The organism is Clostridioides sp. ZZV14-6387 (assembly GCF_020657835.1).
Lineage (GTDB): Bacteria > Bacillota > Clostridia > Peptostreptococcales > Peptostreptococcaceae > Clostridioides > Clostridioides difficile_A.
Window position 1 is genome coordinate 17,494 of sequence record NZ_JAGWCW010000016.1, and the last position, 24,801, is coordinate 42,294.

At 29.0% G+C, this 24,801-nt stretch carries 27 protein-coding genes; 25 read left to right on the forward strand and 2 right to left on the reverse strand.

Going from position 1 to position 24,801, the window contains the following annotated elements:
• Positions 1–80 precede the first annotated feature (80 nt).
• From hrcA to KGF38_RS11405, 6 genes are all read left to right on the forward strand, one after another.
• On the forward strand, positions 81–1,100 hold the full coding sequence (gene hrcA / locus KGF38_RS11380; protein ID WP_004454754.1) for a heat-inducible transcriptional repressor HrcA: 1,020 nt from the start codon (positions 81–83) through the stop codon (positions 1,098–1,100).
• A 29-nt stretch (positions 1,101–1,129) separates the two neighbouring features.
• On the forward strand, positions 1,130–1,750 hold the full coding sequence (gene grpE / locus KGF38_RS11385; RefSeq protein WP_054277192.1) for a nucleotide exchange factor GrpE: 621 nt from the start codon (positions 1,130–1,132) through the stop codon (positions 1,748–1,750).
• A 90-nt stretch (positions 1,751–1,840) separates the two neighbouring features.
• Positions 1,841–3,691 (forward strand): molecular chaperone DnaK, encoded by a 1,851-nt coding sequence (gene dnaK, locus KGF38_RS11390; protein WP_054277191.1) that lies wholly within the window; start codon positions 1,841–1,843, stop codon positions 3,689–3,691.
• Between the two features lie 210 nt (positions 3,692–3,901).
• Positions 3,902–5,056, forward strand: a complete 1,155-nt coding sequence (gene dnaJ, locus KGF38_RS11395; protein ID WP_054271063.1) for a molecular chaperone DnaJ — start codon at positions 3,902–3,904, stop codon at positions 5,054–5,056.
• An 814-nt stretch (positions 5,057–5,870) separates the two neighbouring features.
• On the forward strand, positions 5,871–6,806 hold the full coding sequence (locus KGF38_RS11400) for an ROK family protein (RefSeq protein ID WP_074178430.1): 936 nt from the start codon (positions 5,871–5,873) through the stop codon (positions 6,804–6,806).
• A 32-nt stretch (positions 6,807–6,838) separates the two neighbouring features.
• The gene (locus KGF38_RS11405) at positions 6,839–8,212 is read left to right on the forward strand and encodes an MFS transporter (RefSeq protein ID WP_074178429.1); all 1,374 of its coding nucleotides are present in this window, start codon (positions 6,839–6,841) and stop codon (positions 8,210–8,212) included.
• A 186-nt stretch (positions 8,213–8,398) separates the two neighbouring features.
• Here KGF38_RS11405 and KGF38_RS11410 read toward each other — a convergent pair whose 3' ends face one another.
• Together KGF38_RS11410 and KGF38_RS11415 are read right to left on the reverse strand one after the other, a co-directional pair.
• Entirely contained in the window at positions 8,399–9,166 is a 768-nt protein-coding gene (locus KGF38_RS11410; RefSeq protein WP_074178428.1) for a PucR family transcriptional regulator, read from the reverse strand.
• Between the two features lie 29 nt (positions 9,167–9,195).
• Positions 9,196–10,305 carry an ABC transporter ATP-binding protein gene (locus KGF38_RS11415; protein ID WP_054271058.1) on the reverse strand — a complete coding sequence of 370 codons (1,110 nt, stop codon included), beginning with the start codon at positions 10,303–10,305 and terminating at the stop codon, positions 9,196–9,198.
• Positions 10,306–10,667: 362 nt separating this feature from the next.
• Here KGF38_RS11415 and prmA point away from each other — a divergent pair, with 362 nt between their 5' ends.
• The 19 genes from prmA (at position 10,668) to KGF38_RS11510 (ending at position 24,786) form a co-directional block, all read left to right on the forward strand.
• Positions 10,668–11,615, forward strand: a complete 948-nt coding sequence (gene prmA / locus KGF38_RS11420) for a 50S ribosomal protein L11 methyltransferase (protein WP_054271057.1) — start codon at positions 10,668–10,670, stop codon at positions 11,613–11,615.
• A gap of 18 nt (positions 11,616–11,633) precedes the next feature.
• Positions 11,634–12,392, forward strand: a complete 759-nt coding sequence (locus KGF38_RS11425; RefSeq protein ID WP_054271056.1) for an RsmE family RNA methyltransferase — start codon at positions 11,634–11,636, stop codon at positions 12,390–12,392.
• A gap of 1 nt (position 12,393) precedes the next feature.
• Positions 12,394–13,692, forward strand: coding sequence for a tRNA (N(6)-L-threonylcarbamoyladenosine(37)-C(2))-methylthiotransferase MtaB (gene mtaB / locus KGF38_RS11430; protein ID WP_074178427.1), 1,299 nt, complete (start codon positions 12,394–12,396; stop codon positions 13,690–13,692).
• 42 nt (positions 13,693–13,734) lie between these two features.
• The gene (locus KGF38_RS11435; protein ID WP_054271054.1) at positions 13,735–14,085 is read left to right on the forward strand and encodes a histidine triad nucleotide-binding protein; all 351 of its coding nucleotides are present in this window, start codon (positions 13,735–13,737) and stop codon (positions 14,083–14,085) included.
• Between the two features lie 162 nt (positions 14,086–14,247).
• Complete coding sequence (rpsU, locus tag KGF38_RS11440; protein WP_003416618.1) at positions 14,248–14,427, forward strand: 30S ribosomal protein S21; 180 nt, start codon at positions 14,248–14,250, stop codon at positions 14,425–14,427.
• A gap of 29 nt (positions 14,428–14,456) precedes the next feature.
• Positions 14,457–14,900 carry a GatB/YqeY domain-containing protein gene (locus KGF38_RS11445; protein WP_054271053.1) on the forward strand — a complete coding sequence of 148 codons (444 nt, stop codon included), beginning with the start codon at positions 14,457–14,459 and terminating at the stop codon, positions 14,898–14,900.
• Positions 14,901–15,010: 110 nt separating this feature from the next.
• Positions 15,011–15,508 (forward strand): TspO/MBR family protein, encoded by a 498-nt coding sequence (locus KGF38_RS11450; RefSeq protein ID WP_054271052.1) that lies wholly within the window; start codon positions 15,011–15,013, stop codon positions 15,506–15,508.
• 192 nt (positions 15,509–15,700) lie between these two features.
• Positions 15,701–16,264, forward strand: a complete 564-nt coding sequence (gene hpf / locus KGF38_RS11455; protein WP_054271051.1) for a ribosome hibernation-promoting factor, HPF/YfiA family — start codon at positions 15,701–15,703, stop codon at positions 16,262–16,264.
• Positions 16,265–16,479: 215 nt separating this feature from the next.
• Positions 16,480–16,716 carry a YabP/YqfC family sporulation protein gene (locus tag KGF38_RS11460; RefSeq protein WP_021385288.1) on the forward strand — a complete coding sequence of 79 codons (237 nt, stop codon included), beginning with the start codon at positions 16,480–16,482 and terminating at the stop codon, positions 16,714–16,716.
• A gap of 12 nt (positions 16,717–16,728) precedes the next feature.
• Positions 16,729–18,069, forward strand: a complete 1,341-nt coding sequence (gene yqfD / locus KGF38_RS11465) for a sporulation protein YqfD (RefSeq protein ID WP_054271050.1) — start codon at positions 16,729–16,731, stop codon at positions 18,067–18,069.
• A gap of 37 nt (positions 18,070–18,106) precedes the next feature.
• Positions 18,107–19,123: a PhoH family protein gene (locus KGF38_RS11470; protein WP_074178425.1), complete on the forward strand. Its 1,017-nt coding sequence runs from the start codon at positions 18,107–18,109 to the stop codon at positions 19,121–19,123.
• A 56-nt stretch (positions 19,124–19,179) separates the two neighbouring features.
• A complete protein-coding gene (gene ybeY / locus KGF38_RS11475; RefSeq protein ID WP_021385287.1) occupies positions 19,180–19,641 on the forward strand; it encodes an rRNA maturation RNase YbeY in 462 nt (153 codons plus the stop codon).
• A gap of 5 nt (positions 19,642–19,646) precedes the next feature.
• Positions 19,647–20,366, forward strand: a complete 720-nt coding sequence (locus KGF38_RS11480; protein WP_021385290.1) for a diacylglycerol kinase — start codon at positions 19,647–19,649, stop codon at positions 20,364–20,366.
• Between the two features lie 118 nt (positions 20,367–20,484).
• Positions 20,485–20,886 (forward strand): cytidine deaminase, encoded by a 402-nt coding sequence (locus KGF38_RS11485; protein ID WP_054271048.1) that lies wholly within the window; start codon positions 20,485–20,487, stop codon positions 20,884–20,886.
• Positions 20,887–20,942: 56 nt separating this feature from the next.
• Positions 20,943–21,836, forward strand: coding sequence for a GTPase Era (era, locus tag KGF38_RS11490; RefSeq protein WP_227832377.1), 894 nt, complete (start codon positions 20,943–20,945; stop codon positions 21,834–21,836).
• 11 nt (positions 21,837–21,847) lie between these two features.
• Complete coding sequence (gene mgtE / locus KGF38_RS11495; RefSeq protein WP_054271046.1) at positions 21,848–23,227, forward strand: magnesium transporter; 1,380 nt, start codon at positions 21,848–21,850, stop codon at positions 23,225–23,227.
• 72 nt (positions 23,228–23,299) lie between these two features.
• On the forward strand, positions 23,300–23,455 hold the full coding sequence (locus tag KGF38_RS11500) for a YqzL family protein (protein ID WP_003416649.1): 156 nt from the start codon (positions 23,300–23,302) through the stop codon (positions 23,453–23,455).
• Positions 23,421–24,194 carry a DNA repair protein RecO gene (gene recO, locus KGF38_RS11505; RefSeq protein ID WP_054271045.1) on the forward strand — a complete coding sequence of 258 codons (774 nt, stop codon included), beginning with the start codon at positions 23,421–23,423 and terminating at the stop codon, positions 24,192–24,194. The genes KGF38_RS11500 and recO overlap by 35 nt, the downstream gene beginning before the upstream one ends.
• Positions 24,187–24,786, forward strand: a complete 600-nt coding sequence (locus KGF38_RS11510; RefSeq protein WP_021385335.1) for a DUF4342 domain-containing protein — start codon at positions 24,187–24,189, stop codon at positions 24,784–24,786. Before recO ends, KGF38_RS11510 begins: the two co-directional genes overlap by 8 nt.
• Positions 24,787–24,801: the final 15 nt, after the last annotated feature.

Consider the following 24,801-nt stretch of genomic DNA (forward strand, 5'->3'; position numbering starts at 1 on the left):
AATTTATAATGGTATATAATATATATAATCTTTTTAGCACTCGAACTTGGTGAGTGCTAACAGCTAGGAGGCATAATAAGATGGAATTAAATGAAAGAAAATTAAATATCCTCAAAGCTATAGTTAAAGATTATATAGAAACAGCTGAAGCTATAGGTTCTAGAACAATATCTAAAAGACATGATTTAGGTGTTAGTGCTGCTACCATAAGAAATGAAATGGCTGACCTTGAAGAATTAGGGTACTTGATTCAGCCTCATACTTCTGCGGGTAGAGTTCCGTCTGAAAAAGGCTATAAGTTATATGTAAACTCTCTTATGAGTAAAAGCGAATTGGATGATAATGATAAAATTCTTATTGAACAATGTATGAATCATAATATAAATCATATAAAAGAATTGATTCATGAAACTTCAAAGCTATTATCTCAACTAACAAACTATACAACTGTAGCAGTTACTAAGAGTTTAATAAATCAAAGTGTTATAAAGCACATACAATTGGTTGCTATGAATGACAATAATATTTTACTTATAGTTGTAACAGATAAAGGAGATTTAAAAAAAGCTAACCTTACAACTAATGTATATTTAGATCAATCTAAGTTAAACTTGATTTCTGATAATCTTACAAGGAAGCTCTTAGGTAAAAGTATAACAGATTTGGATGATAATCTAATTGCTTTTATTAAATACGAAATAAGTGAGTATTCTGGGCTTATAGATGAGCTTTTAAATGCTTTGAATTCAAATATGAAAGAAGAAGATTTTTCTCTATCATTAAATGGAGCTACTAACATATTTAGCTATCCAGAATTTAATGATGTATTAAAAGCAAAGTCATTTTTAAATATGTTGGAGAAAAAAGAGACAATAGCTGACATAATTAAATCAAAGGGAATACAAAAAGACAATCTAAATATAATAATTGGTAGTGATAATGATTGTGAATTGGCACAGGATTGTAGTATAGTTACAGCAACTTATAATGTAGATAGAGACTTGGTTGGGCGAATAAGTTTTATAGGCCCTACAAGAATGGATTATGCTAGAATTTACTCTATAATAAATTATATGAGTTTATTAATTAATAGAAAGTAAAGAAATTTTAAATTGAGAGGTGTAAAGTCTTGGATAAAAAAAATGAGCAACAGGAAGTAAAAGAAGAAAATGATACTTCTATTAACCAAGAATCTGAAACTCAAGTAGAGTTAGAAGAGGAAATTGTTAATGAAGAATGTAAGGAATCAAGTGAAACAAGTGATGAAAAAGAAGTTGATGATGAAAATGTAACAGATATAAATTCTAAATTAGCAGAAAAAAAATTGCAAGACGAATTAGATGAATCAAATGATAAATATCAAAGACTTCAAGCCGAATATGCAAACTACAGAAGAAGAACTCAACAAGAAAAAGAGACGATAGGTGTGTTTGCAAATGAAAAGATAATAACTGAGTTGATACCAGTTATAGATAGTATGGAAAGAGCCTTAGATGCATGTGAAGATAAGGAAGATACTATGTATAAGGGTATAAGCCTTGTACATAAACAGTTAATGGACACTCTAGTAAAATTTGGAGTAGAAGAAATAGAAGCAGAATCTAAGGAATTTGACCCTAATTTACACCTAGCAGTTATGCAAGAAAGTGTAGATGGAGTTGAAGCAAATCAAATAGTAATGGTACTTCAAAAAGGATATAAGCTAGGAACTAAAGTTATAAGACCTTCAATGGTTAAAGTTTCTTGCTAAGTATAAATTAAAGGTTGATTATTTAACCTAATATAAAATATTCAAATAAGTAAAACTTAATTATATAATTACTCGAGGAGGATTTTAGTCATGGGAAAAATAATAGGAATAGATTTAGGAACAACAAATTCATGTGTTGCAGTATTAGAAGGTGGAGAAGCACAAATAATAGCAAATAGTGAAGGTATGAGAACTACTCCATCAGTAGTAGCATTTACAAAAGATGGTGAAAGAATAGTTGGAGAGCCTGCAAAAAGACAAGCAGTTACAAATGCAGATAAAACAATAACTTCTATAAAAACTCATATGGGAACTGATTACAAAGTAAATATAGATGGAAAATCATATACTCCACAAGAAATATCAGCAATAATATTACAAAAATTAAAATCAGATGCAGAAAGTTACTTAGGACAAACAGTAACAGAGGCAGTTATAACAGTACCAGCTTACTTTACAGATGCTCAAAGACAAGCTACTAAAGATGCTGGTAGAATAGCAGGACTTGATGTTAAGAGAATAATAAACGAACCAACAGCAGCTGCTCTTGCTTATGGTATGGATAAATTAGACCAAGAAAAGAAAATATTAGTATTTGACTTAGGTGGAGGAACTTTTGACGTATCTATACTTGAAATAGGAGATGGAACTTTCGAAGTTTTAGCTACAGCTGGTAACAATAGATTAGGTGGAGATGATTTTGACCAAATAGTAATAGACTATTTAGCGGATGAATTCAAAAAAGCTGAAGGTGTAGACTTAAGAAATGATAATATGGCTCTTCAAAGATTAAAAGAAGCAGCAGAAAAGGCTAAGAAAGAATTATCATCAACAATGAATTCAAACATAAACTTACCTTTCATAACTGCTACAGCAGAAGGACCAAAACACTTAAATATAGACTTATCAAGAGCTAAATTTGAAGAATTAACTAGAGGTTTAGTTGAAAAAACTATGGAACCAACTAAGAGAGCTTTACAAGATGCTGGACTTTCTACAGGTGATATAGATGATGTATTATTAGTAGGTGGTTCTACAAGAATACCAGCAGTACAAGAAGCGGTTAAGAAATTTATAGGAAAAGACCCTCATAAAGGTATAAACCCAGATGAGTGTGTTGCAGCAGGAGCTTCTATACAAGCAGGAGTTTTAGCAGGAGATGTTAAAGATTTATTATTACTAGACGTTACTCCATTATCTCTTGGTATAGAAACTATGGGTAATGTAATGACTAAAATAATAGAAAGAAACACTACAATACCAACTAAGAAATCTCAAGTATTCTCAACTGCTGCTGATAATCAAACAGCTGTTGATATACATGTTCTTCAAGGTGAAAGAAGTATGGCTTATGACAATACAACTTTAGGAAGATTCCAATTAACAGATATACCACCAGCACAAAGAGGAATACCTCAAATAGAAGTTACATTTGATATAGATGCAAATGGTATAGTTAATGTTTCAGCTAAAGACTTAGGTACAGGAAAAGAACAAAAAATAACTATAACATCAAACACTAATCTATCAGAATCAGAGATAGAGCAAAAGATAAAAGAAGCAGAAATGAATGCAGAAGCTGACAAACAAAAGAAAGAAAAAATAGAAGCATTTAACCAAGCTGAATCTACTATATATCAAACTGAAAAGACTTTAAATGAACTTGGAGATAAAATAAGCTCAAGTGATAAAGAAGATATAGAAAAAGCTATAGAAAACTTAAAATCTGTAAAAGACAAACAAGATGCTACAGCAGAAGAACTTAAGAAAGCTACAGATGAAGTAATGACTAAGTTCCAAAAAGTATCTCAAGAAATGTACCAACAAGCAGCTCAAGAGCAACAAGCAGCACAAGGAGCAGAACAACAAGCTCAAGACAATGGACCTAAAGATGACAATGTAGTAGATGCTGACTTTAAAGAGGTAGATGAAGACAAATAAGATATATAATATGTAACACTAAATGATAGCTGGATAATATATGATTTATGAAAATCATATAGATGTTAAAGATATATGGACAATATACATCATAAAGAATATAATATATCATAGATTATATAACTTAAAGTAGAATATAAGAATTAATGATAGCTTGTAGTTTATTATTCTACAAGCTATCGTTTTGTAAAATGAAGGTGGTGTCAATTTTTGAGTACAAAAAGGGATTATTATGAAGTCTTAGGCATCAGTAAAGGTGCAGAAGCTCAAGAGATAAAAAAAGCTTATAGAAAATTAGCAATGAAGTACCATCCAGATAGAAATCCTGGCGATAAAGAAGCAGAAGAAAAGTTTAAAGAGATAAATGAAGCTTATGAAGTACTATCAGATGATACAAAGAGAAAAACTTACGACCAGTTTGGGCATGATGGGCTAAATGGTCAAGGCGGTTTTGGCGGTCAAGGAGGATTTGGCGGTCAAGGCTTTGGTGGTTTTGAAGATATGTTTGGAGACATATTTGGAGACATGTTTGGAGGAGGCTTCGGAGGTGGAAGACAGAGAAGAAGAGGTCCTCAACGTGGTGCGGATATAAGACAAAGTGTCACTATATCTTTTGAAGAAGCTGCATTTGGTAAAAAGATGTCTATAAAAGTAAACAGAAGTGAAGAGTGTGAAGAATGTAGTGGAACTGGAGCAAAACCAGGTACATCAAAGAAAACTTGTTCAACTTGTAATGGAACTGGTCAAGTTAGAACTGTTCAAAGAACTCCATTTGGTAATATAGCAAGCTCAAGACCTTGTAGTGCTTGTAATGGAACTGGAGAAGTTATTGAATCTCCATGTAGTAAATGTCATGGAACTGGAAATACAAGAAAAGTTAAGACTATAGAAGTAGACATACCTGCAGGTATAGATGATGGTCAAATGATAAAACTTTCTGGTCAAGGTGAAGTAGGAGAAAAAGGTGCTCCAAGAGGAGACTTATATATCGTAGTTAATGTTAAGTCACATCCACTATTTACTAGGGATGGAAATGATATTTACTTTGAGATGCCAATTACATTTGTTCAAGCAACTTTAGGTGATGAGATAGAAGTACCTACTTTGGATGGAAAAGTTAAATATAGCGTGCCAGAAGGAACACAAACTGGAACTGTATTTAGACTTAAAGAAAAAGGAATCCCTAGAATTAGAGGTAATTCAAGAGGAGACCAGTATGTTAAAGTTGTAGTTGAAATTCCTAAAAAATTAAATGACAAGCAAAAAGACCTGTTAAAGGAATTTGCGAAGGAGTGTGGGTCGAACGTCCACGAAAAGAAAAAAACATTCGGACAGAAAATAGAAGATATGTTTAAGAAAAAGTAATTAAAATGGCCAATATATAATCGTATTTCTGAAATCTTATCTATTTAAGAGATTTCCAATGGAAATAGTATGATTTTTATATTGGCTATTTTTATAGAAAAAATAAAAACTGAATATAAATAATTTTCTGAAAAATACTTGTCCCAAAATATATAATATGCTATAATATAATCAAACAACAGAAAGGGGTGATTCCAGTGGGAACGAATGTGGCACTGCCAAATGATGAAGAAAATTCAATTATAATATGTAAGATAAAATTAGATACTTTTAGTGCTATATTAAGTACTGGAAAAACTCACGAGCTGGGATAATTATTGTAATTACCTAGACTTAAACCTTTAATAGTAAAATAGTAATATTCTATAGACAAGGTATCTAATTTTTAAATCTTTTGTATAGTATAAATTAATATTTTTACAAAAGATTTATCTGATTATAATTCAGTTATGAAAAGTTAGTTGTAAATTGATTTTAATATGTATATGTTGTGTAGAAAGTCAAATTCTATCTACTAAAAGGCATACTTAAGATTTGTTTGATATTTAGTTATAAATAATGTTGTAGATAAAAAATAAGTAGATATAAAGACTTAAGATACTTGTTTTAGATATAGTTTGTTTTGAACGCTTAACAAATTAAAATAATTAATAAAATAGGCATCTTCTCATAGTAAAAATATACTGTGGGAAGATGTTTTTACTTTGTGTATAAGTTGTTATGAAAAATTTGCATAGTGTCACATTTTAATATACTATATATATAATAAAATATAGAGCAAAATTAAATGATTCAAAAGAGAAAGGTGAAAAGGATGTATTATATAGGTGTAGATATAGGTGGAACAGGTATACAAGCAGGTGTAGTTGATAATAATGGAAAGATACTTTTTAGGTCAGAATGTAAAACTGTTATTGAAAAAGGTTTTGAAGGAATACTTAATGACATAAAAGTAATGATTGATAAGTTGCTAGAAGAGAATGAGCTTACTATTAGCAATATAAAATCTATTGGATTTGGAGTACCTGGCTTTATAAATAAAGATGGTTTAGTAACATGTGTAAATTTAAAATGGGATGGAAAAGATTTTAATAATGAACTAAAAAGAATCTTTCCAGAGGTTGAAATTCATGGAGAAAATGATGCAACAGTAGCAGCACTTGGAGAAGCTAAATTTGGAAGTATGAAGGGTGCTAATGTTGGTGTTTTATATACTTTAGGAACTGGTGTAGGTGGAGGAATAGTAATTAATCAAAAAGTTTTTTCTGGAGCACATGGATTAGGCTCAGAAATAGGTCATCAAATTATAGGAGAAAACTATTTTGATTGTAATTGTGGAAATAATGGTTGTGTAGAAACTTTTTGTTCCGCAACTGCAATTATAAAGTATTCTCAGAAGTTGATACAAGAAGGACGAGAAAGTATGATTTTAAATTTAGCAGAAGGAAATTTAGAAAATATAAATGCAAAGATGGTGTTTGATTCATATAGGGAAGATGATGAAGTTGCAATTGAAGTAATAAATCGATTTAAGGAGTATTTAGCTAAAACTTTTGCAAATACAATAAATTCTTTAGACCCAGAAATTATATCTATCGGTGGAGGTATTTCTAAAGCTAGTGATATAATACTCGATGGAATAGAGGACTTAGTAAGAAAATTTGTATTGTACAAAAAAGAAGATATAGCTACAATTACATGTGCAACTTTAGGCTCAGACGCAGGAATTATAGGAGCTGCTTTTTTATAAGGTAAAGGAGTTGCTTACTGGAGGCATGATATATGAGTAAGATAAATGCTAGAAGAACACTTTTTTTGATAGCAATAGGTTCAGGAACTATGCTTAATCCTCTTAATTCGTCTATGATTTCACTTGCTTTACATAGTATACAAAATGATTTTCATATTAGTTTTACAACTGTATCGTGGATTGTCTCAGCGTTTTATTTGGCTAGTGCCATTGCACAACCAGTTTCAGGGAAGATAGGAGATTTAATAGGTAGGAAAGTCTTGTTTTTGATTGGTTTGATACTTGTGATTTTGTCAGCATCTATAGTACCATTTGTTCAATCATTCTTTATATTGATTTTTATAAGAGTAATTCAGGCTATTGGAACAAGTACCCTATATCCATCTGGGGTTGCTCTTATACAAAATAATATAAAGGAAAGACAATCTTCTGCATTAGCCGTTTTAACTATCTTTGCTTCAACTACAGCAGGGTTAGGGCCAACATTAGGAGGTTTATTATTGGATTTAGGTGGATGGCATGCTATATTTCTTGTCAACATACCTATTGTTATGGTTTCTATATGTCTAGGATATTTTTTATTTCCAAAAGAAACAAAAGAGAAGAACTGTATAAAAGAGACTTTAAAAAATGTATTATCAAGATTAGATATTATTGGTATACTTATATTTTCAATTGCAATGATTTTTCTATTACTATTCTTGTTATCTATGAAGGAGTCTCTTAATTTAGAACAACTTGTATTGGGTGTAATATTGATGTGTATTTTTATTTGGCATGAGCTTAGAACAAAATTACCATTTATAGATATTAGGTTATTTGTAAATAATCCTAAGCTGTCAAAGGTCTATTTACAGTTTATTATATTAAATTTCTTTAATTATATTTTGTTTTTTGGTCTTCCTAGTTACTTTCAAGATGCACTACATTATAGTGCAAAATCGACTGGGTTATTTATGTTATTTATGTCTGGTATAGGTATATTTATATCTCCATTAACTGGGAGATGGATAGACAAATCTGGTACTAGATTGCCTCTGATGATGTCATCAATTTTTATGTTGATTAGTGCAGTACTTCTTTCAATAGTTTTTGTTCATATACCAGTAATAGGAAAGGGCATTATTTTATCATTGGCAGGTATTAGCTATGGAGTTGGGAATGTGGCATTACAATCCTCTATGTTTAAAGAAAGCCCTTCTGACAGTATAGGGACAGCTTCAGGTCTATTTCAAACTAGTCGTTATTTAGGTTCTATTTTAGCAACAGTTTTACTTGGAATGGTATTTGAAGCAAGTATAACATCAGCTCAATTTCAAATATTAGGTTATGTTATGGTGGTTTTAGGTACAATAAGTTTTTCATTGAATTTTGTTTTAAAGAAAGAATTAAGAACAGTAAAATAGTAGATTTATGGATTTAATAAGTCTAGTATTTTACACACTTGAAAATATTGTTTGTAAAACATGAGTGATTGATATTTATAAACTTCAAGCTTTTAAATAAAGAATACTTAATAAGTATACAATATTATAAATTAAAATTAAGCAGAACTTTGAACTAATGTTTTGGAGTTCTGCTTAATTTAGTACTTAAATTTTTTTATATAGAAAATAAGATTTGACACTCAGATAAAAAATCATTGCATTTTCAAAATTTTTCAAATCAAATCCAAGTATCTCATTGATTTTTTCCAACCTATATACCAGTGTGTTTCTATGTAAAAACATACTAGTAGATGTCTTAGAGATATTTAAATCATTATTTATAAACTTTATTCCTGTATATAGAAGTTCTTCATCAATAGATTTAATCTTATTAAAGTCTATTAATTTATTGAGTGTATTATCTTTATTAATCAAATCAAAAGTTTTATATCTAATGAGGTCAAATAAATTTAAAAATTTATTTTCAGCGTTATCTTTTACAATATAAGGTAGTAAGTCAGAACATAATTGTAATCTAAAATTAAAATCGGATTTATTATCTAACTCACCAAGATAAAAAATATAGGTACTTTGATAAGTTTCAGTTTCAATTATATTTTGTGTAGTTACATTAATATCTAAGTTGTATTTAGAATTTATAATAAAAAAACCATTGTGTTGTATTATATTTATATTATCATATAAGTTATAAAAAATATTTTTTAGATATTCAAAATCTATATGAGACTGATAAATTAAATAAAAGTTACCTTTTAGATTGTCGAGATTATTTTCAACTAGAAAATCAACAACATAAATAGTATTGTTGAAAGTAATTAAATTGCTATTAGAACTTAAACTTTGATTTTCATACGGATAGATATTTACTTTTTTATTAAGTTGTCTTTCTAAAAAACTTTTTAAATCTTCCATAAAGTCTCCTTAAAAATAAGATTATATTCTTATCTTATAGCTAAAGTAGTTTCTTTGTCAAATATGTGTATTCTACTGTTATCAACTGAAAGTGTTAAGTCATCACCAACATTAATTCTGTTTTTACTATCAAATCTAATTGTTATCGTATTTTCACCTAATTTTAAGTGAGCATAAGTTTCTGCTCCCATAAGTTCTTTTATTTCAATCTTTGATTTAAAACAAGTATCTGGGTTGGATTTAATAAAAGCATCTTCTACATGAATATCTTCTGGTCTGATACCTATAACGACTTCATTATTAATATAATTGTCTTTTATTAAATTGTAGTGTTTTTCCTTATTCAATTTAAGTTTAATATTTTCATTTTGTGCATAGATTTCATTGTTCTCCTCTATTAATATTACATCAATAAAATTCATCTGTGGTGCTCCAATAAATCCTGCAACAAATATATTAGCTGGATAATCATATACATCTTGTGGAGTTGCAATTTGTTGAACTACTCCATCTTTCATTACAACAATTCTATCAGCCATAGTCATAGCTTCAACTTGGTCATGTGTTACATAGATAAATGTAGTTCCAAGCTGTTGGTGAAGTTTAGTTATCTCTGTTCTCATGGCAGTTCTAAGTTTTGCATCTAAGTTGGATAGGGGTTCATCCATTAAGAATACCTTAGGATTTCTAACTATTGCACGCCCTAATGCAACCCTTTGTCTCTGTCCTCCAGATAATGTTTTAGGTTTTTTATTTAAAAGAGGCGTTAAATCTAATATTTTAGCAGCTTCTTTAACTTTTTTGTCTATCTCATCTTTGGATAATTTTCTAAGTTTAAGTGCAAATGCCATATTTTCATAAACTGATAAATGTGGATACAGAGCATAGTTTTGAAAAACCATAGCTATATCTCTATCTTTTGGTTCTATATCATTGACTAGTTTATCTCCAATGTATAATTCTCCTTCAGAGATTTCTTCAAGACCAGCAATCATTCTAAGTGTGGTTGATTTACCACAACCAGATGGACCTACTAAAACGATAAATTCTTTATCATTGATATCTATATTTATATTTTTTACTGCATTAAATCCATTAGAGTAAAGTTTTGATATATTTTTTAAGATTACTTCAGACATTGTGTTCTCCTTAATATTTAAATTTTAATTATATAGTATCAAATTTTTTTATTCTATTAAATGTGTAAAATAGCCAAATTTTTTTGTTTAATAGTTTAATTACTATTATTTTTACATATAATGTAGATTATTATGTAATCTGTAAAAGAGATTAAAAGTGATGTTTATTATTTTTTTAATAAAATTTAATAATATATGGTTTCTAAATTACTGTTTATATACTTAGCTTGGTAAAAATTGAAAAGTATATGTAATTAAGATATTACTATTAAAAATTTATAAAACAAAAAAGTATGATATTTATGATATAATAAAAGTTATGGAAAAACAGGAAGATTACTATAAAGAAGAGAGGTAAACTTATGAATAATTGGATAGAAGTAACTATAAAAACAACAACAGAAGCAGTTGAACCTATAACAAATATACTATATGAACAAGGAGCTGGTGGGGCTGTAATAGAAGACCCAAAAGACTTTTTATTTCAGAAGAAAAATGAATTAGATTGGGACTATGTTGAAGAAGAAGTATTTAAAAAGAATGAAGAAGATGATGTACTTATAAAAACTTACGTTTCAGAAGAAAAAAATGTGATGGAATTTGTCGAAATAATAAAGCAAAAAGTTTTAGGTCTAAAAGATTTTGGTATAGATATAGGTGAAGGAAGTGTATCATTAGACCAAGTAAATGAAGCTGATTGGGCAAATGCATGGAAGGCATATTACAAACCAACAAAAGTAGGACAAAGAGTAGTAGTAAAACCTACATGGGAAGATTATACTATGCAAGAAGGGGACTTAATAATAGAGCTTGACCCTGGTATGGCATTTGGTACAGGGACACATGAGACTACTAGTATGTGTATCAGAGAATTAGAAAAATATGTGAATAAAGATTCTAAAGTATTTGATATTGGTTGTGGTAGTGGAATACTTGCAATAGCAGCAGCCAAATTAGGGGCAAAAGAAGTTATAGCTGTAGATTTAGATGAAGTGGCAGTAAAAGTTGCAAAAGAAAATGTTATTGAAAATAAGGTAGAGGAAAATGTATCTGTAATGCATGGTAATTTAACAGATGTAATAAAAGATAAAGCTGATGTAATAGTTGCAAATATAATAGCTGATATAATAAAAATACTTGCAAAAGATGTTCAAAACTTTATGAAAGAAGATGCTATATTCATATCTTCAGGTATAATTCTGGATAAGGTAGAAGAAGTTAAAGAAAGTTTAATTGAAAATGGATTTGAAATAGTTGAAGTTCAAAAATTAGGTGAATGGTCAGCAATAGTTTCTAAGCTTAAAAAATAGAGGGTATGGTGGAGTATAATGGACAGATTTTTTGTTGAAAAAAATAATATAAATCTACAAAATAAAACTTGCACTATAGAAGGTGAAGATGTAAAACATATTTCAAAAGTTTTAAGATGTAAGTTAGGCGAGAAGCTTGAGGTATGTGACAAGAATAATAATGAGTATATTTGTGAGATAACGAATATAGATAAAAGTGTGGTTAATTTAAATATTTTAGAAAAAGTTGATATAAATAGAGAATCAGTACTTAAAATAAGACTATATCAAGGGCTTCCCAAAGCCCCAAAAATGGAGATGATACTTCAAAAGTTAACTGAAGTAGGTGTAGAAGAAATAATATTAGTTCAAACTAAGAGAAGTGTTACTAAAGTTGATGACAAAAAAGAAGACAAAAAATTTGAACGTTGGGAAAGAATAATTTATGAAGCAGCAAAGCAAAGTAAAAGAGGTAAAATACCAAAACTAAGAGGTATTTTAAGTTTTAGAGAAGCTTTAGAAGATATGAAGAAAAATAATATAAATATTTGCCCTTATGAAAATGAAAGAACAGTTTCAATAAAAGATGCACTTAAAAAGTGTGATTCTAATATAGATAGTGTTGGAATTTTTGTAGGTCCTGAAGGTGGATTTTCTGAAGAAGAGATAGAGCAAGTACAACAAGATAATTGTAGTGTTGTATCATTAGGGCCTAGAATATTGAGAACTGAGACAGCTTCTGTTGTAGCATCAACAATAACTTTGTATGAGCTAAGTGATTTAGGAGGAGAAAAATAAATTGAAAAAAGTAGCTTTTTATACACTTGGGTGTAAAGTCAATCAATATGAAACTGAGGCTATGTTAGAGCTATTTGAAAAAGATGGTTATGAACAAGTTAATAGTGAAGAATATGCTGATGTTTATGTTATAAATACATGTACGGTTACTCATATGAGTGATAGAAAATCTCGTCAATATATAAGACGAGTTAAAAAGAAAAATCCAGATGCAGTAATAGCCGTGGTGGGATGCTATTCTCAGGTATCTCCAGAGGAAATTTTGGATATAGAAGAAGTAAATTTAGTTATGGGTACAAATGACAGAAGAAAGATTGTTGAAGAAATTAAAAAGATAGATGCAAGTAAGAAAGTTAGTACAGTTGATGATATAATGAAGGTTAAAGCATTCGAAGAAATAGAAATCAGCCAAACTAACGGAAAGACTAGAGCATTTATGAAAATACAAGATGGGTGTGACAGATTTTGTACCTACTGTATAATTCCTTATGCACGAGGACGCGTTAGAAGTAGAGATATTGATAGTATAGTCGATGAAGTAAAAAAATTGGCTAATAATGGCTATAAAGAGGTCGTATTAACAGGAATACATGTTGCCTCTTATGGAAAAGATTTAAAAGATAAGGATATTAAACTTCTTGATGTAATAAAACAAATAAATGAAATAGATAAAATAGAGAGAATTAGACTTAGTTCTGTTGAACCAATCTTATTTACAGATGAATTTGTGAATGAAGTTTTAAAGATGGATAAAGTTTGTCCTCATTACCATTTATCACTTCAAAGTGGATGTGATGAAACTTTAAAAAGAATGAATAGAAGATACACAACTTCAGAGTACAAAACTATTGTAGATAGGTTGAGAAGTAAAATGCCAAATGTCGCAATAACTACAGATGTGATAGTAGGATTTCCAGGAGAGACAAACGATGAGTTTAAAGAAACATATGAGTTTTTAAAAGAAATAGAGCTTTCACAAATGCATATTTTTAAATACTCACCAAGAAAAGGGACTCCAGCTGCGACTATGGAAAATCAGGTTGACCCTCAAATGAAACATTTTAGAAGTGAGCAACTTTTAAATTTAAGCAAAGTAAATTTTAATAAATTTGCAAATAAATTTATTGGAAGTGAGTTAGATGTTTTATTTGAACAAAATACAGAAGGCAATAAATTTGAGGGACTAACATCAAATTATATAAGAGTTGTTGTTGAAAGTGACAAAAATATACAAGGTCAGATATTAAAAGTGAAAATAAATGACGTAAAAGATGAATATGTAGAAGGAATTTTGATATAACATGTAGAAATTATAATATTTATAAGATAGGAGGTGGAAAAAATGGATTGTATTTTTTGTAAAATAGCGAACGGAGAAATACCTTCAACTAAAGTTTATGAAGATGATAGAGTCTTAGCATTTAACGACTTAAACCCAGTTGCTCCATACCATATATTGGTAGTACCTAAAAAACATTACGATAGTGTAATTGATATTCCTGATAAAGAGATGGATATTGTGTCACATATTCATGTTGTTATTAATAAAATAGCTAAGGAGAAAGGTTTTGACCAAACTGGATTCAGAATCATAAATAATTGTGGAAGTGATGGAGGGCAAGAAGTTAAACATTTGCACTATCATATTTTAGCTGGTAAAAAGCTTCCTAATTACGAAGCGGGACAAAACTAAACTAAATTATTGAAAAATTGAGTTCCTTCTTGATAAAAATACTTGATAAAAGTAAAAATTTAGTTTATAATAAACAAAGTGTTAGGTTGTAATGCATATTATGCAAAAAGAACATAGTTACAGTCCCAGCATAATTGCGCTATTGGAGGGAGGGAAAAAGAAATGTCAGAAGTAAGAGTTAGAGAGAATGAAACATTAGACAGCGCTTTAAGAAGATTCAAGCGTCAATGTGCAATGTCTGGCATCATGTCAGAAGTGAGAAAAAGAGAGCACTATGATAAGCCAAGCGTTAAGCGTAAGAAAAAAGCTGAAGCAGCAAGAAGAAAAAACGCTAAGAAATAGTAGTAAATAAGAATAAAGAGGTGAAGGGGATGTCCCTTAAGCAAAAGTTACAAGAGGATTTGAAATCTTCTATGAAAAACAAAGATACAGTGAGAAAATCTGTAGTAACTTTAATAAGAGCTTCCATTAAACAGTATGAAGTTGATAATAGAGTCGAACTTGATGAAGATGGAATTATCGATGTAATAGCAAAGCAATTAAAGCAACGTAGAGATGCATTAGTTGAATTTGAAAAAGCTGGAAGAGAAGACTTAATAAAAGAAACAGAAGCTGAAATTGAAGTTTTAAAAGAGTACCTACCTCAACAATTAAGCGAAGAAGAGTTAGAAGAAATTGTAAAATCTACTATATCTGAAGTAGGAGCAACTTCTATGAAGGATATGGGAAAAATAATGTCAGTTATCCAACCAAAGGTTAAAGGAAGAGCTGATGGAAAACTTATAAATAAGTTGGTAAAACAAAACTTACAATAGATTGATATAGCCTAGAGAGAAATCTCTAGGCTTTTTATATTTTTTGAGAATAACAAGTCATATTTGAGCATATCTATAATCAAAGAAAATTTTGAAAGAAGGGGAAGAATTTGATTATATCAGTAAAGGAAATTAGAAATTTTTTGATAAACATATTGATACCATTAATAATAGGTTATTTAAGTAGTGTTTTAACAATGATTATTAGTGGGACAGATATCTCAACCTACTATTTACAGCTCACAAAGCCAAGCTTTGCACCACCAGCATTTATCTTTCCGATAGTTTGGACTATATTGTACATATTGATGGGTATATCTTCATACTTAATATTAAGAAAGGGTTACAATTTACCTAAAGTAAGAGATGCAATCTTTTATTATGGGTTACAACTTGCATTAAATTTTGTTTGGACTATATTATTTTTTGGATTTGGACTTAGATTTACAGCTTTAGTAGACATAATAATAATGATTTTGGTTTCTGTAATAATGATTTCAAAGTTTTCTAAAATAGATAAGAGAGCTGGATACATAAATTTGGTTTATTTGATGTGGCTTGTTTATGCTGGATTCTTGAATTATTTTATATGGTTTATTAATAAATAGAATGTAAAGATTCTGTAAATTACCCTGTACTTTTAATAATATCATATCAAATAAAAAATGAATAGACTATTAAAAAGAATCATTTTCATATACAATAATATTAATTTAAATATAATAAATTTATCAAAATTGTATTTAAAGATTAACATATTAAAGTATTAGAATTGGAAAGGCTTGAAGGGAGAGGTTTTTATGCAAATAATAGTATCTGGGAGACAAATGAAATTAACTGACGGAATAAAAGGATACGTAGATGGAAAATTAAGTAGGTTAGAAAAATACCTTGATCCTGAATCAGAAGTGAAAGTAACAGTAAGTGCGAAAAAGGATAGACAAAAAGTTGAGGTCACAATAATTCCTATTAGTGGGCAAATAATAAGAGCAGAAGATGTAGAAGATGATTTATATGCAGCAATTGACATTGTTTGTGACAAATTAAGTAGACAAGTTGTCAAGTATAAAACTAAAGTTAAAGACAAAGGTCAAAATAATAAGAGCATAAGATTTGAAAATGTTGACTTTATAGATAACAGCAGTGAATTTAATGATTATGATTATGATGATGAAGAAGATGAAAATATAGTTATAGAAAGAAGAAAGAAATTTAATGTAAAACCTATGAGTTCAGAAGAGGCAATACTTCAAATGGAATTGGTAGGACACAATTTCTATATGTTTAGAAATCAAGATAATTTTGAAATAAACATAGTGTATAAGCGTAAAGCTGGTGGATATGGTTTAATAGAACAAGACTAATAAAAAAATTGTATACATTGTAGATTCTATATAAGAAAAATAAAAAGGTAATCATGTTGATTTTTTATCAATATGATTACCTTTTTATTGTTTAAATAATATATTAATTATTAGGGTATTTATTGTATAAAAATTTTAGAACTAATCTGTTATAACATCAATAAAGTGCATAAATACCTATTTCAAGCATAAAATTAATTAAGGGGGTAATGCTTATGTTAGAAATATCCACTGATTTACAGGTAAATCAACCAGTTGTTACTGTTACAGGTAATACGTTTATTAGTATAGAAAATTATCTATCAATACTTGAGTATGAAGTTGATTTAATAAGAATAAAGACCAAAGTTAAAACGATTAAAATATCTGGTGATAAACTTTCGCTTAAGTATATTACTGATAGTGAGATAGGTATAAAAGGAATTATCTACAATATGGAGTATGTTGATTAGGAGGAGATACACTTGATAAGCTTTATAAGGGGATACTATGTTATAGTTGTGGAAGGAGTAGGACTTGAACAATTTTTAAATCATCTTATAAGAAATGGGATAAGTGTTTACAATGTAACTAGAATAAAAAATACTAAAATTGAGTTTCATATAGATAGACAAGATATAAAAGAATTTAAGAATATTTATAGAGGCAGTAAGTTTGAGATAAAGGTAAAACAAAAAACAGGGGTTCCTTTTATTATTAAAAGAATTTATAAGCACAAAGGTATGTGGATTTGTGCTATTCTCTCTTTATTTTTATTGATGTCGACATCGCAGTTTGTGACAGATGTATATATACAATCTCCTGAAGGTATAAAAAAAGAAGCTCTCAGAAGTGAGCTTTACAAGGTTGGAGTAAGGCCAGGGGTTTATAAGAAGAGTATTGATAGAAAAGAAGTTAGAGACCATATGATGTCGAAATTTAATGATGTGGCATATTTATCTATTAATGTAAAAGGAACAAATATATTTGTTACTGTTACGAAAAAAGCAGAATCCCTAAAATCTACAGACCAATCAAATTATTGTAATGTAATTGCTTTAAAAAATGGTATAATAGAAAAGGTAATCCCTAGAAGTGGTAAATCCGTTATTAAATCTGGAGATATAGTACAAAAGGGAGATGTATTGCTAAATGGAGCTAATACAAAATCAATACCAGAAGTATGGGCAAGTACTTTTTATGAATCTGCCAAGAAGGCAAGTTATGTGGACACTGTAAATAAAAAGACAGGAGAAAAGAAAAACATATACACAATAAGCTTTTATGATAAAGAATTTACAATGAGGAAAAATATAAAATATAAAAATTATGTTGTTGAAAATAAAGAAAAAAAATTAGCAATAGGAGATTATACTTTTCCAATAAAGATAAAGACGAGTACCTTCTATGAAACAAAAAAAGTTGAGGTAAAAAGAAATAAAGAAGAGTTGAAAAAAGAATTATCTGAAAAAGCTTTAAAAGAGTTAGAATACATAATCCCAGCTTCGGCTAGAATAATAGATGTAAAACATAACTTTAAGGTTAATAAAAACATGTTAGAATATTTAATAACAGTTCAAACTAGTGAAAATATTGCTAAAATTTATCCTCTTAGTAAATCAGAAGCAGAAAGATTTATAAAGGAAGAAAGTAAACCAAAAGAAGGAGAAGAGGAAGTTCCTTCTAATCCAGAAAAAAGACCATTAAATGATATAAGAAATGACTTTGATGAGGATACTAAAGATAATAATAAAAATAACTCTAATGAAAATAATAGTAATCAAAATAGTAACAACAGTCAAAATAATAATAGTAACAATAACTAATAAAATTAAACTTAAAACTTGAGGAGGAACAATTCAATTGATAATACAAAAAAAATTTACAATAGCAGATGGAAATTTTGAAAGAGAATTATTTGGAAATTTTGATGAAAATGTAAAATTAATAGAGAAAACTTTAAATATAGATGTGATACTTAGAGAAGGCAATATAATTTTAATTGGAGAAGAAAAAAATGTAGATTCTGCACTAAAGCTTATGAATGAATTGCATCAAACTGTATCAAATGGTAAACATTTAGATAAACAGAGTATTTCTTATTCGTTATCCCTTTTACTTGAAGGTAGTGAACAAAAAATAAAAGAACTTGAGGGAACCATTGTTATAACACAAAGAGGGAAAGCTGTTCAACCTAAAACACTAGGTCAAAAAGAATATATAAAGCTTATAGAAAATAATGATATAACTTTTGGCGTTGGACCTGCTGGAACAGGAAAGACTTACCTTGCAGTAGCTATGGCAGTAAAAGCCTTTAAAAGAGATGAGGTTAGTAGAATTATACTTACAAGACCAGCTGTGGAAGCTGGGGAGAGTCTAGGTTTTTTACCAGGGGATTTAAAGGATAAAGTTGACCCATATTTAAGACCATTATATGATGCATTATTTGAAATGTTAGGTGCTGATAAATTTAATAAATATTTGGAAAGAGGCACTATTGAAGTTGCACCACTTGCTTTTATGAGAGGTAGAACACTTGATAATTCTTTTATAATATTGGATGAAGCTCAAAATACTACTTCAGAGCAAATGAAAATGTTTTTAACTAGATTAGGATTTGGCTCTAAGGCTGTAGTTACAGGTGATATAACACAAACAGATTTACCACAAAATAAGAAAAGTGGTCTAATACAAGCTACAGAGATTCTTAAAGGAGTTCCAGGGATTGGGTCTATAATGTTAACAGATAGAGATGTTGTAAGACATGAGTTAGTACAGAGGATAATAAGAGCTTATGAGAAACATGATAAAAGAGAAGAATTTAAAAAAGAAGAACGTAAAAAAATGAAAATACAGGAAAATACTTTCAAAAGAAAGTAAAAGTGTAGTAATATAGATGTATAGCATTATTAATGAATAAAAAGTAGGTGTAATTAATGGATTTGATATTAGATGATAGACAAGATAAATTAGAAGTAAATGAAGAGCTAATTGAAAAGATAAAGGATATAATCATAGAATGTTTGGATTATGAAGGATATGATGATAATTATGAGGTGAGTCTTTCTTTTGTAGATAATAAAGAGATTCATGAGTTAAATAGAGAATATAGAGGTGTTGATAGAGCAACTGATGTTTTATCATTTCCTCTTTTAAGTGATGATTTTGAGGATGTTGAGTTAGAAGAAGAATCTCTAGGTGATATAGTAGTGTCTCTTGAAAGAGCTTTAGAACAGAGTATAGAGTATAACCATAGTTTTGAAAGAGAAGTGTGTTTTTTAATATGTCATAGTATGTTTCATCTTTTAGGTTATGACCATGATACAGATGAGAATACAAAGGAAATGAGAGAAAAAGAAGAACATATATTGAATAAGTTAAACATAACAAGGGAGTAGTTTTTATGAAACCAGGAAAAACTCGTCAAGGTATAATTAAAGCTTTTAATGCAGCTATAGAAGGGATATTGTATACATTTAAATTTGAAAGAAATATGAAAATACACTATTTAGGCTCAGTTGCTGTGCTTATAATAAGTTTGTTTTTTAACTTCTCAAAATTAGAAATGATAATGTTATTAATGTCTATATGTTTAGTTGTAGTTGCTGAGATGTTTAATACAGCTATAGAAAAGGCTGTTGATTTAGTGACTGATGAATACCATGTACTTGCTAAGATAGCAAAAGATGTTGCAGCAGGTGGTGTTCTAGTGGCAGCACTAAATTCAGTAGTGGTTGGATATATTTTATTTTATGATAAATTGACAGATATATCTGGGATATTAATTTATAAGATAAGAGAATCAGAATTACATATAACCTTGATATGTATATTATTGGTTCTTATAGCTGTAGTGGTTGTAAAAGCATTGACTTCTACAGGAACACCTCTAAAAGGAGGTATGCCAAGTGGTCATGCTGCATTAGCATTTGCTATAGCAACTGCAATTACACTTATGACTGAAAGAGTAGTTGCGTCTACTCTTGCATATATAATGGCTGTATTAGTTGCCCAAAGTAGGATTGAAGGAAAAATACATACATTTTGGGAAACTATAGCTGGAGCTTTGTTAGGTGTATTAATAGCTATACTAGTGTTTCAGCTTGGAATGTTCTACAATTAAAATAAATGTACATAAAATGTTTAAAATAAAACAAATCTGTGCTAATTAAATTTTTATGATATAATGTAGAGTATTAAATAAAAATAACTTTTAATTATTGTATACAGGAGGAGATGTTGTGGATAACATAGAATTGTTAAAGTTGGCAGAAAATGCCAGGCAACATTCTTATGCTCCTTACTCTGGTTTTAGAGTAGGTGCAGCTCTTTTAACTAAGAGTGGTAAAGTTTATACTGGGTGTAATATTGAATGTGCATCATTAGGTGGAACAAATTGCGCAGAAAGAACAGCTATTTTTAAAGCAATATCAGAAGGAGACAAAGATATATATAAAATAGCTATAGCAAGTGACAACTCAGAAAATAATGAGCAAACATATCCTTGTGGAATATGCAGACAGGTAATTATAGAGTTTGGTTCTGATATAAAAATAATAACAGGATATACTAAAGGAGAGGTTTTTGAGCAAGATATAAAGGATTTGTTGCCAAACTATTTCTCTGGAAATGATTTAAAATAGATTTAAAAAATATAAATAATTAAAACAAGAAGATAAATAAAGTTAGGAGACAGTTAATGTTCAAATCAGGTTTTGTCAGTATAGTAGGGAGACCAAATGTAGGGAAATCTACTTTAATGAATAATGTAGTTGGAGAAAAAATAGCTATAATGAGTGATAAGCCTCAAACTACAAGAAATACAATACAAGCAGTATATACAGATGAAGAGATGCAGATAGTATTTTTAGATACACCAGGCATTCACAAACCAAAAAATAAGTTAGGTGAATTTATGGTGAAAGCAGCAACAGATGCCTTCAAAAATGTAGATTTAATATTATTTGTAGTTGATGATTCTAAAAAAATAGGTCCTGGAGATAGAAAGATAATGGAGGACTTAAGAAGTGTTAAAACACCAATAATTCTAGTTGTAAATAAAATAGATCAACTAGACCAAAAAGATGAGTTATTTGATATAATCAAAATGTATGATAATGAAGGTATTTTTAAAGAAATAGTACCAATATCAGCATTAAAAGGAAAAAACACGAATACCTTAATAAAAGTTATACAAAATTATTTAGAAGAAGGTCCAAAGTATTTTCCAGATTATATGATTACAGACCAACCAGAGAGAGTATTAATAGCAGAACTTATAAGAGAAAAAGTTCTTCACTATCTTAATGATGAGATACCTCATGGTGTAGCTGTTGAAATTGAAAAAATGAAAGCAAGAAATGATAAAGAGATAGTGGATGTATCTGCTGTGATATATTGTGAAAGAGATTCACATAAAGGAATAATAATAGGAAAGAATGGTAGGAAACTAAAAGGAATAGGAAAATCAGCAAGACAAGATATAGAATTACTTTTAGGGTCACAAATAAATCTTCAATTATGGGTTAAGGTTAAAGAAAATTGGAGAAATTTACAAAATTATATAAATAATTTTGGATATAATGATAAATAAAGGTGGGTTATATGGATAGGAAACTGGATGCTTCCCAAGATTTATTATATGAAGTAAAATCATTAATTGCTAATAATAAAGTATTGGAGTTAAGAGAATTAATAGAGGAATATCATATAATTGATATATTCGATATAATGGAAAATTTAGAGGAAGACATGAAAATTCAATTATTTGAAGTACTTCCTTTAGATATGGCATCTTCTATATTAGAAGAAGGTAGTGTAGAGTTTTTTGTTAGTATTTTATCTAAGCTTGATGTAGAACACTCAAAAAATATACTTGAACTTATGTCTCTTGGAGATATGGCAGATAAATTAAGTGAGCTTGAAGAAGAAGAGAGAGAACATATAATAAATCTTTTGAATCAAGAAAATGCTGAGTATGTAAAAGAACTGTTATTCTATGATGAAGATTCTGCTGGTGGAACAATGACGACTGGATATATATCTATAAATAAAGACATGACAGCTCTTGAAGCTATAGACCATATGAGGGAAGAAGCTGAAGAAGCTGAAACTATTTATTATATATATGTGGTTGATGATGAAGAAAAACTAGTTGGAGTATTATCATTAAGAGAATTAATAATAGCAAGAGATGCAAATATAGTAGAAGAATTAATGAGTGAAAATATAATCTCTGTTTATGTAGATGAAGATAGAGAAGAAGCAGTAAGATTAGTATCTAAATACAACTTAATAGCAATTCCAGTAGTTGATAGACAAGAAAAATTAAAAGGAATAATAACAGTAGATGATATAATCGATGTAATGGAAGAAGAAGCAACAGAAGATATGTATAAATTTGCAGGAAGTTCAGAACATGAAAGAGAAGTTGCTGAAAAAGAAAATCCTACATTGAAAGAGCAAACAATATCAGCACTTAGAGGAAGATTACCTTGGTTAATTATTACATTAATAGGAGGATTATTAGCTTCCTTAATACTTTCTAACTTAGATTATATAATGAATCCTGTATATGCTCCATTAGTGTTCTTTATACCTGTAGTAATAGGTATGGGTGGAAATATTGGAACTCAATCATCATCTGTTACAGTAATAACACTATCTAATAAAGATTTAAATTTTAGTAATGTGGTAAGAGAAGGTATTGTAGGAATTATTACAGGTCTTTTATGTAGTATAATAACTGGTATTGTGATTTACTTTGTTATGAGAAAATTAGACATTGTACTAATTGTTTCAATATCATTATTTATAAATATGGTTTTAGGTGCAACAATAGGTGCATTTATGCCTGTTCTATTAAAAAAAATGGATGCAGACCCATCTACAGTTTCATCACCAATTATATCTACAGCTCTTGATATAACTGGTATAGCAGTTTACTTTATAATAACAACGGCATTATTGTCAAAAATTGTTTAATAACTTTATGTATGATTTATCCTCTTCTTACTAAAAATATAAGTATAAATGTAAGAAGGGGGTTTTTTAAAAATGAACAATATAAGTTGGGAAGTTTTTAAAAAAACAGGTAGTATAGATGCATATCTATATTTCTGTGATTGCAAAAACATACATGAAGAAATTGAAGAAGTAAGGGAGAAAAAAGAAGACGATGATAATCCTGAACACCCAGGGGATAGTACTTAAAGCTATAAGGTACAAGGAAAGTGACGTAATACTTACACTATTTACAAGAAAGCTTGGAAAAGTATCTGCAATAGCAAAAGGAGCTAAAAAAAATAAGAGCTCTTTACTTTCATCATCACAGTTATTTTCTTATAGCAATTTTACCTTAAAAAAACAAGGTAATATGTACAAGGTTACTCAAAGTGAAATAATAAAAAGTTTTTATAATATATCCTATGATATAGAAGCATTTTCTTATGCTACATATATTACAAAATTAGTTGAGAATTCTATACTTGAAAATCAGACTAATAATAGGCTATTTATATTACTTGCACAGACATTGTACTTGTATACACAGGAGAATACAGATAATAGGTTTATAACAGCAGCATTCGAGTTGAAATTTTTAGACTATATAGGATTTAAACCTATAGTAAATAAATGCATTAATTGTGAATGTAAAATTTTACAAAATTCTGTGTTTAATATCTATGAAGGTGGTATACTATGTAGTAAGTGTAGTAAACTTTTTGATAATAACATAAAATTAGACTTAACAACTATAAGTCTTATGGAATATGTATTAAAGAATGATATTTTAACATGTAGTAAAGCTAAAGTATCAAAATATATAACACATGAGCTTGAAAATATTCTAGACAAGTATTTGAAAGTTTATGTTGATAATATTAATTTTAAATCATTACACGTATTACAAAGTGTAAAAAACAATAAGGGAGTGGATAATGATGAGTAGTAATATAACTATTGAAATGGTTGATTCAGTCTTTGAAAGAGTTCCAGGAGCAACTTATGCAGAAGCAAAAGAAGCATTAGTAGTATGCAATGGAGACGTAATTGAGGCAGTAATATATTTAGAAAATAAAAAAAATACTTGTAATTGTAAAGCAAAATCTGCTAAAGAAACTATGGAAGAAGTGTTTGGTAAAGATGGAGAAAATATAAAACTTCAACTAAAAGAGCTTCTTAGAAAAAGTAGTGTAGTAAGAGTAATAGTTGAGAAAGATGGAAAAACTATGATGAACATTCCTTTAACAGTTGGAGTTGTTGGATTAGCTTTTGTTCCATTAGCTACTTTAGTAGGCTTATCAGCTGCTGTTATAAGTAAATATCGTATAAAAGTTCAAAATGAAGAAGATGGAGAAATCGTAGACTTAGGTGAGTTGAATGAAGAAAAACTTCATGTTTTGAAGAATATGATAACTAATGCTGCTAAAGATGTTAAGGATGTAGTAGTTGACAAAAAAGAAGATGATAAAGATGTAACTGCTGACCTTATGAAAGAAGAATTTGAAAAGAATAAAGAAGACGAAGACGAAAATAAATAGATATAAAGTGACTTT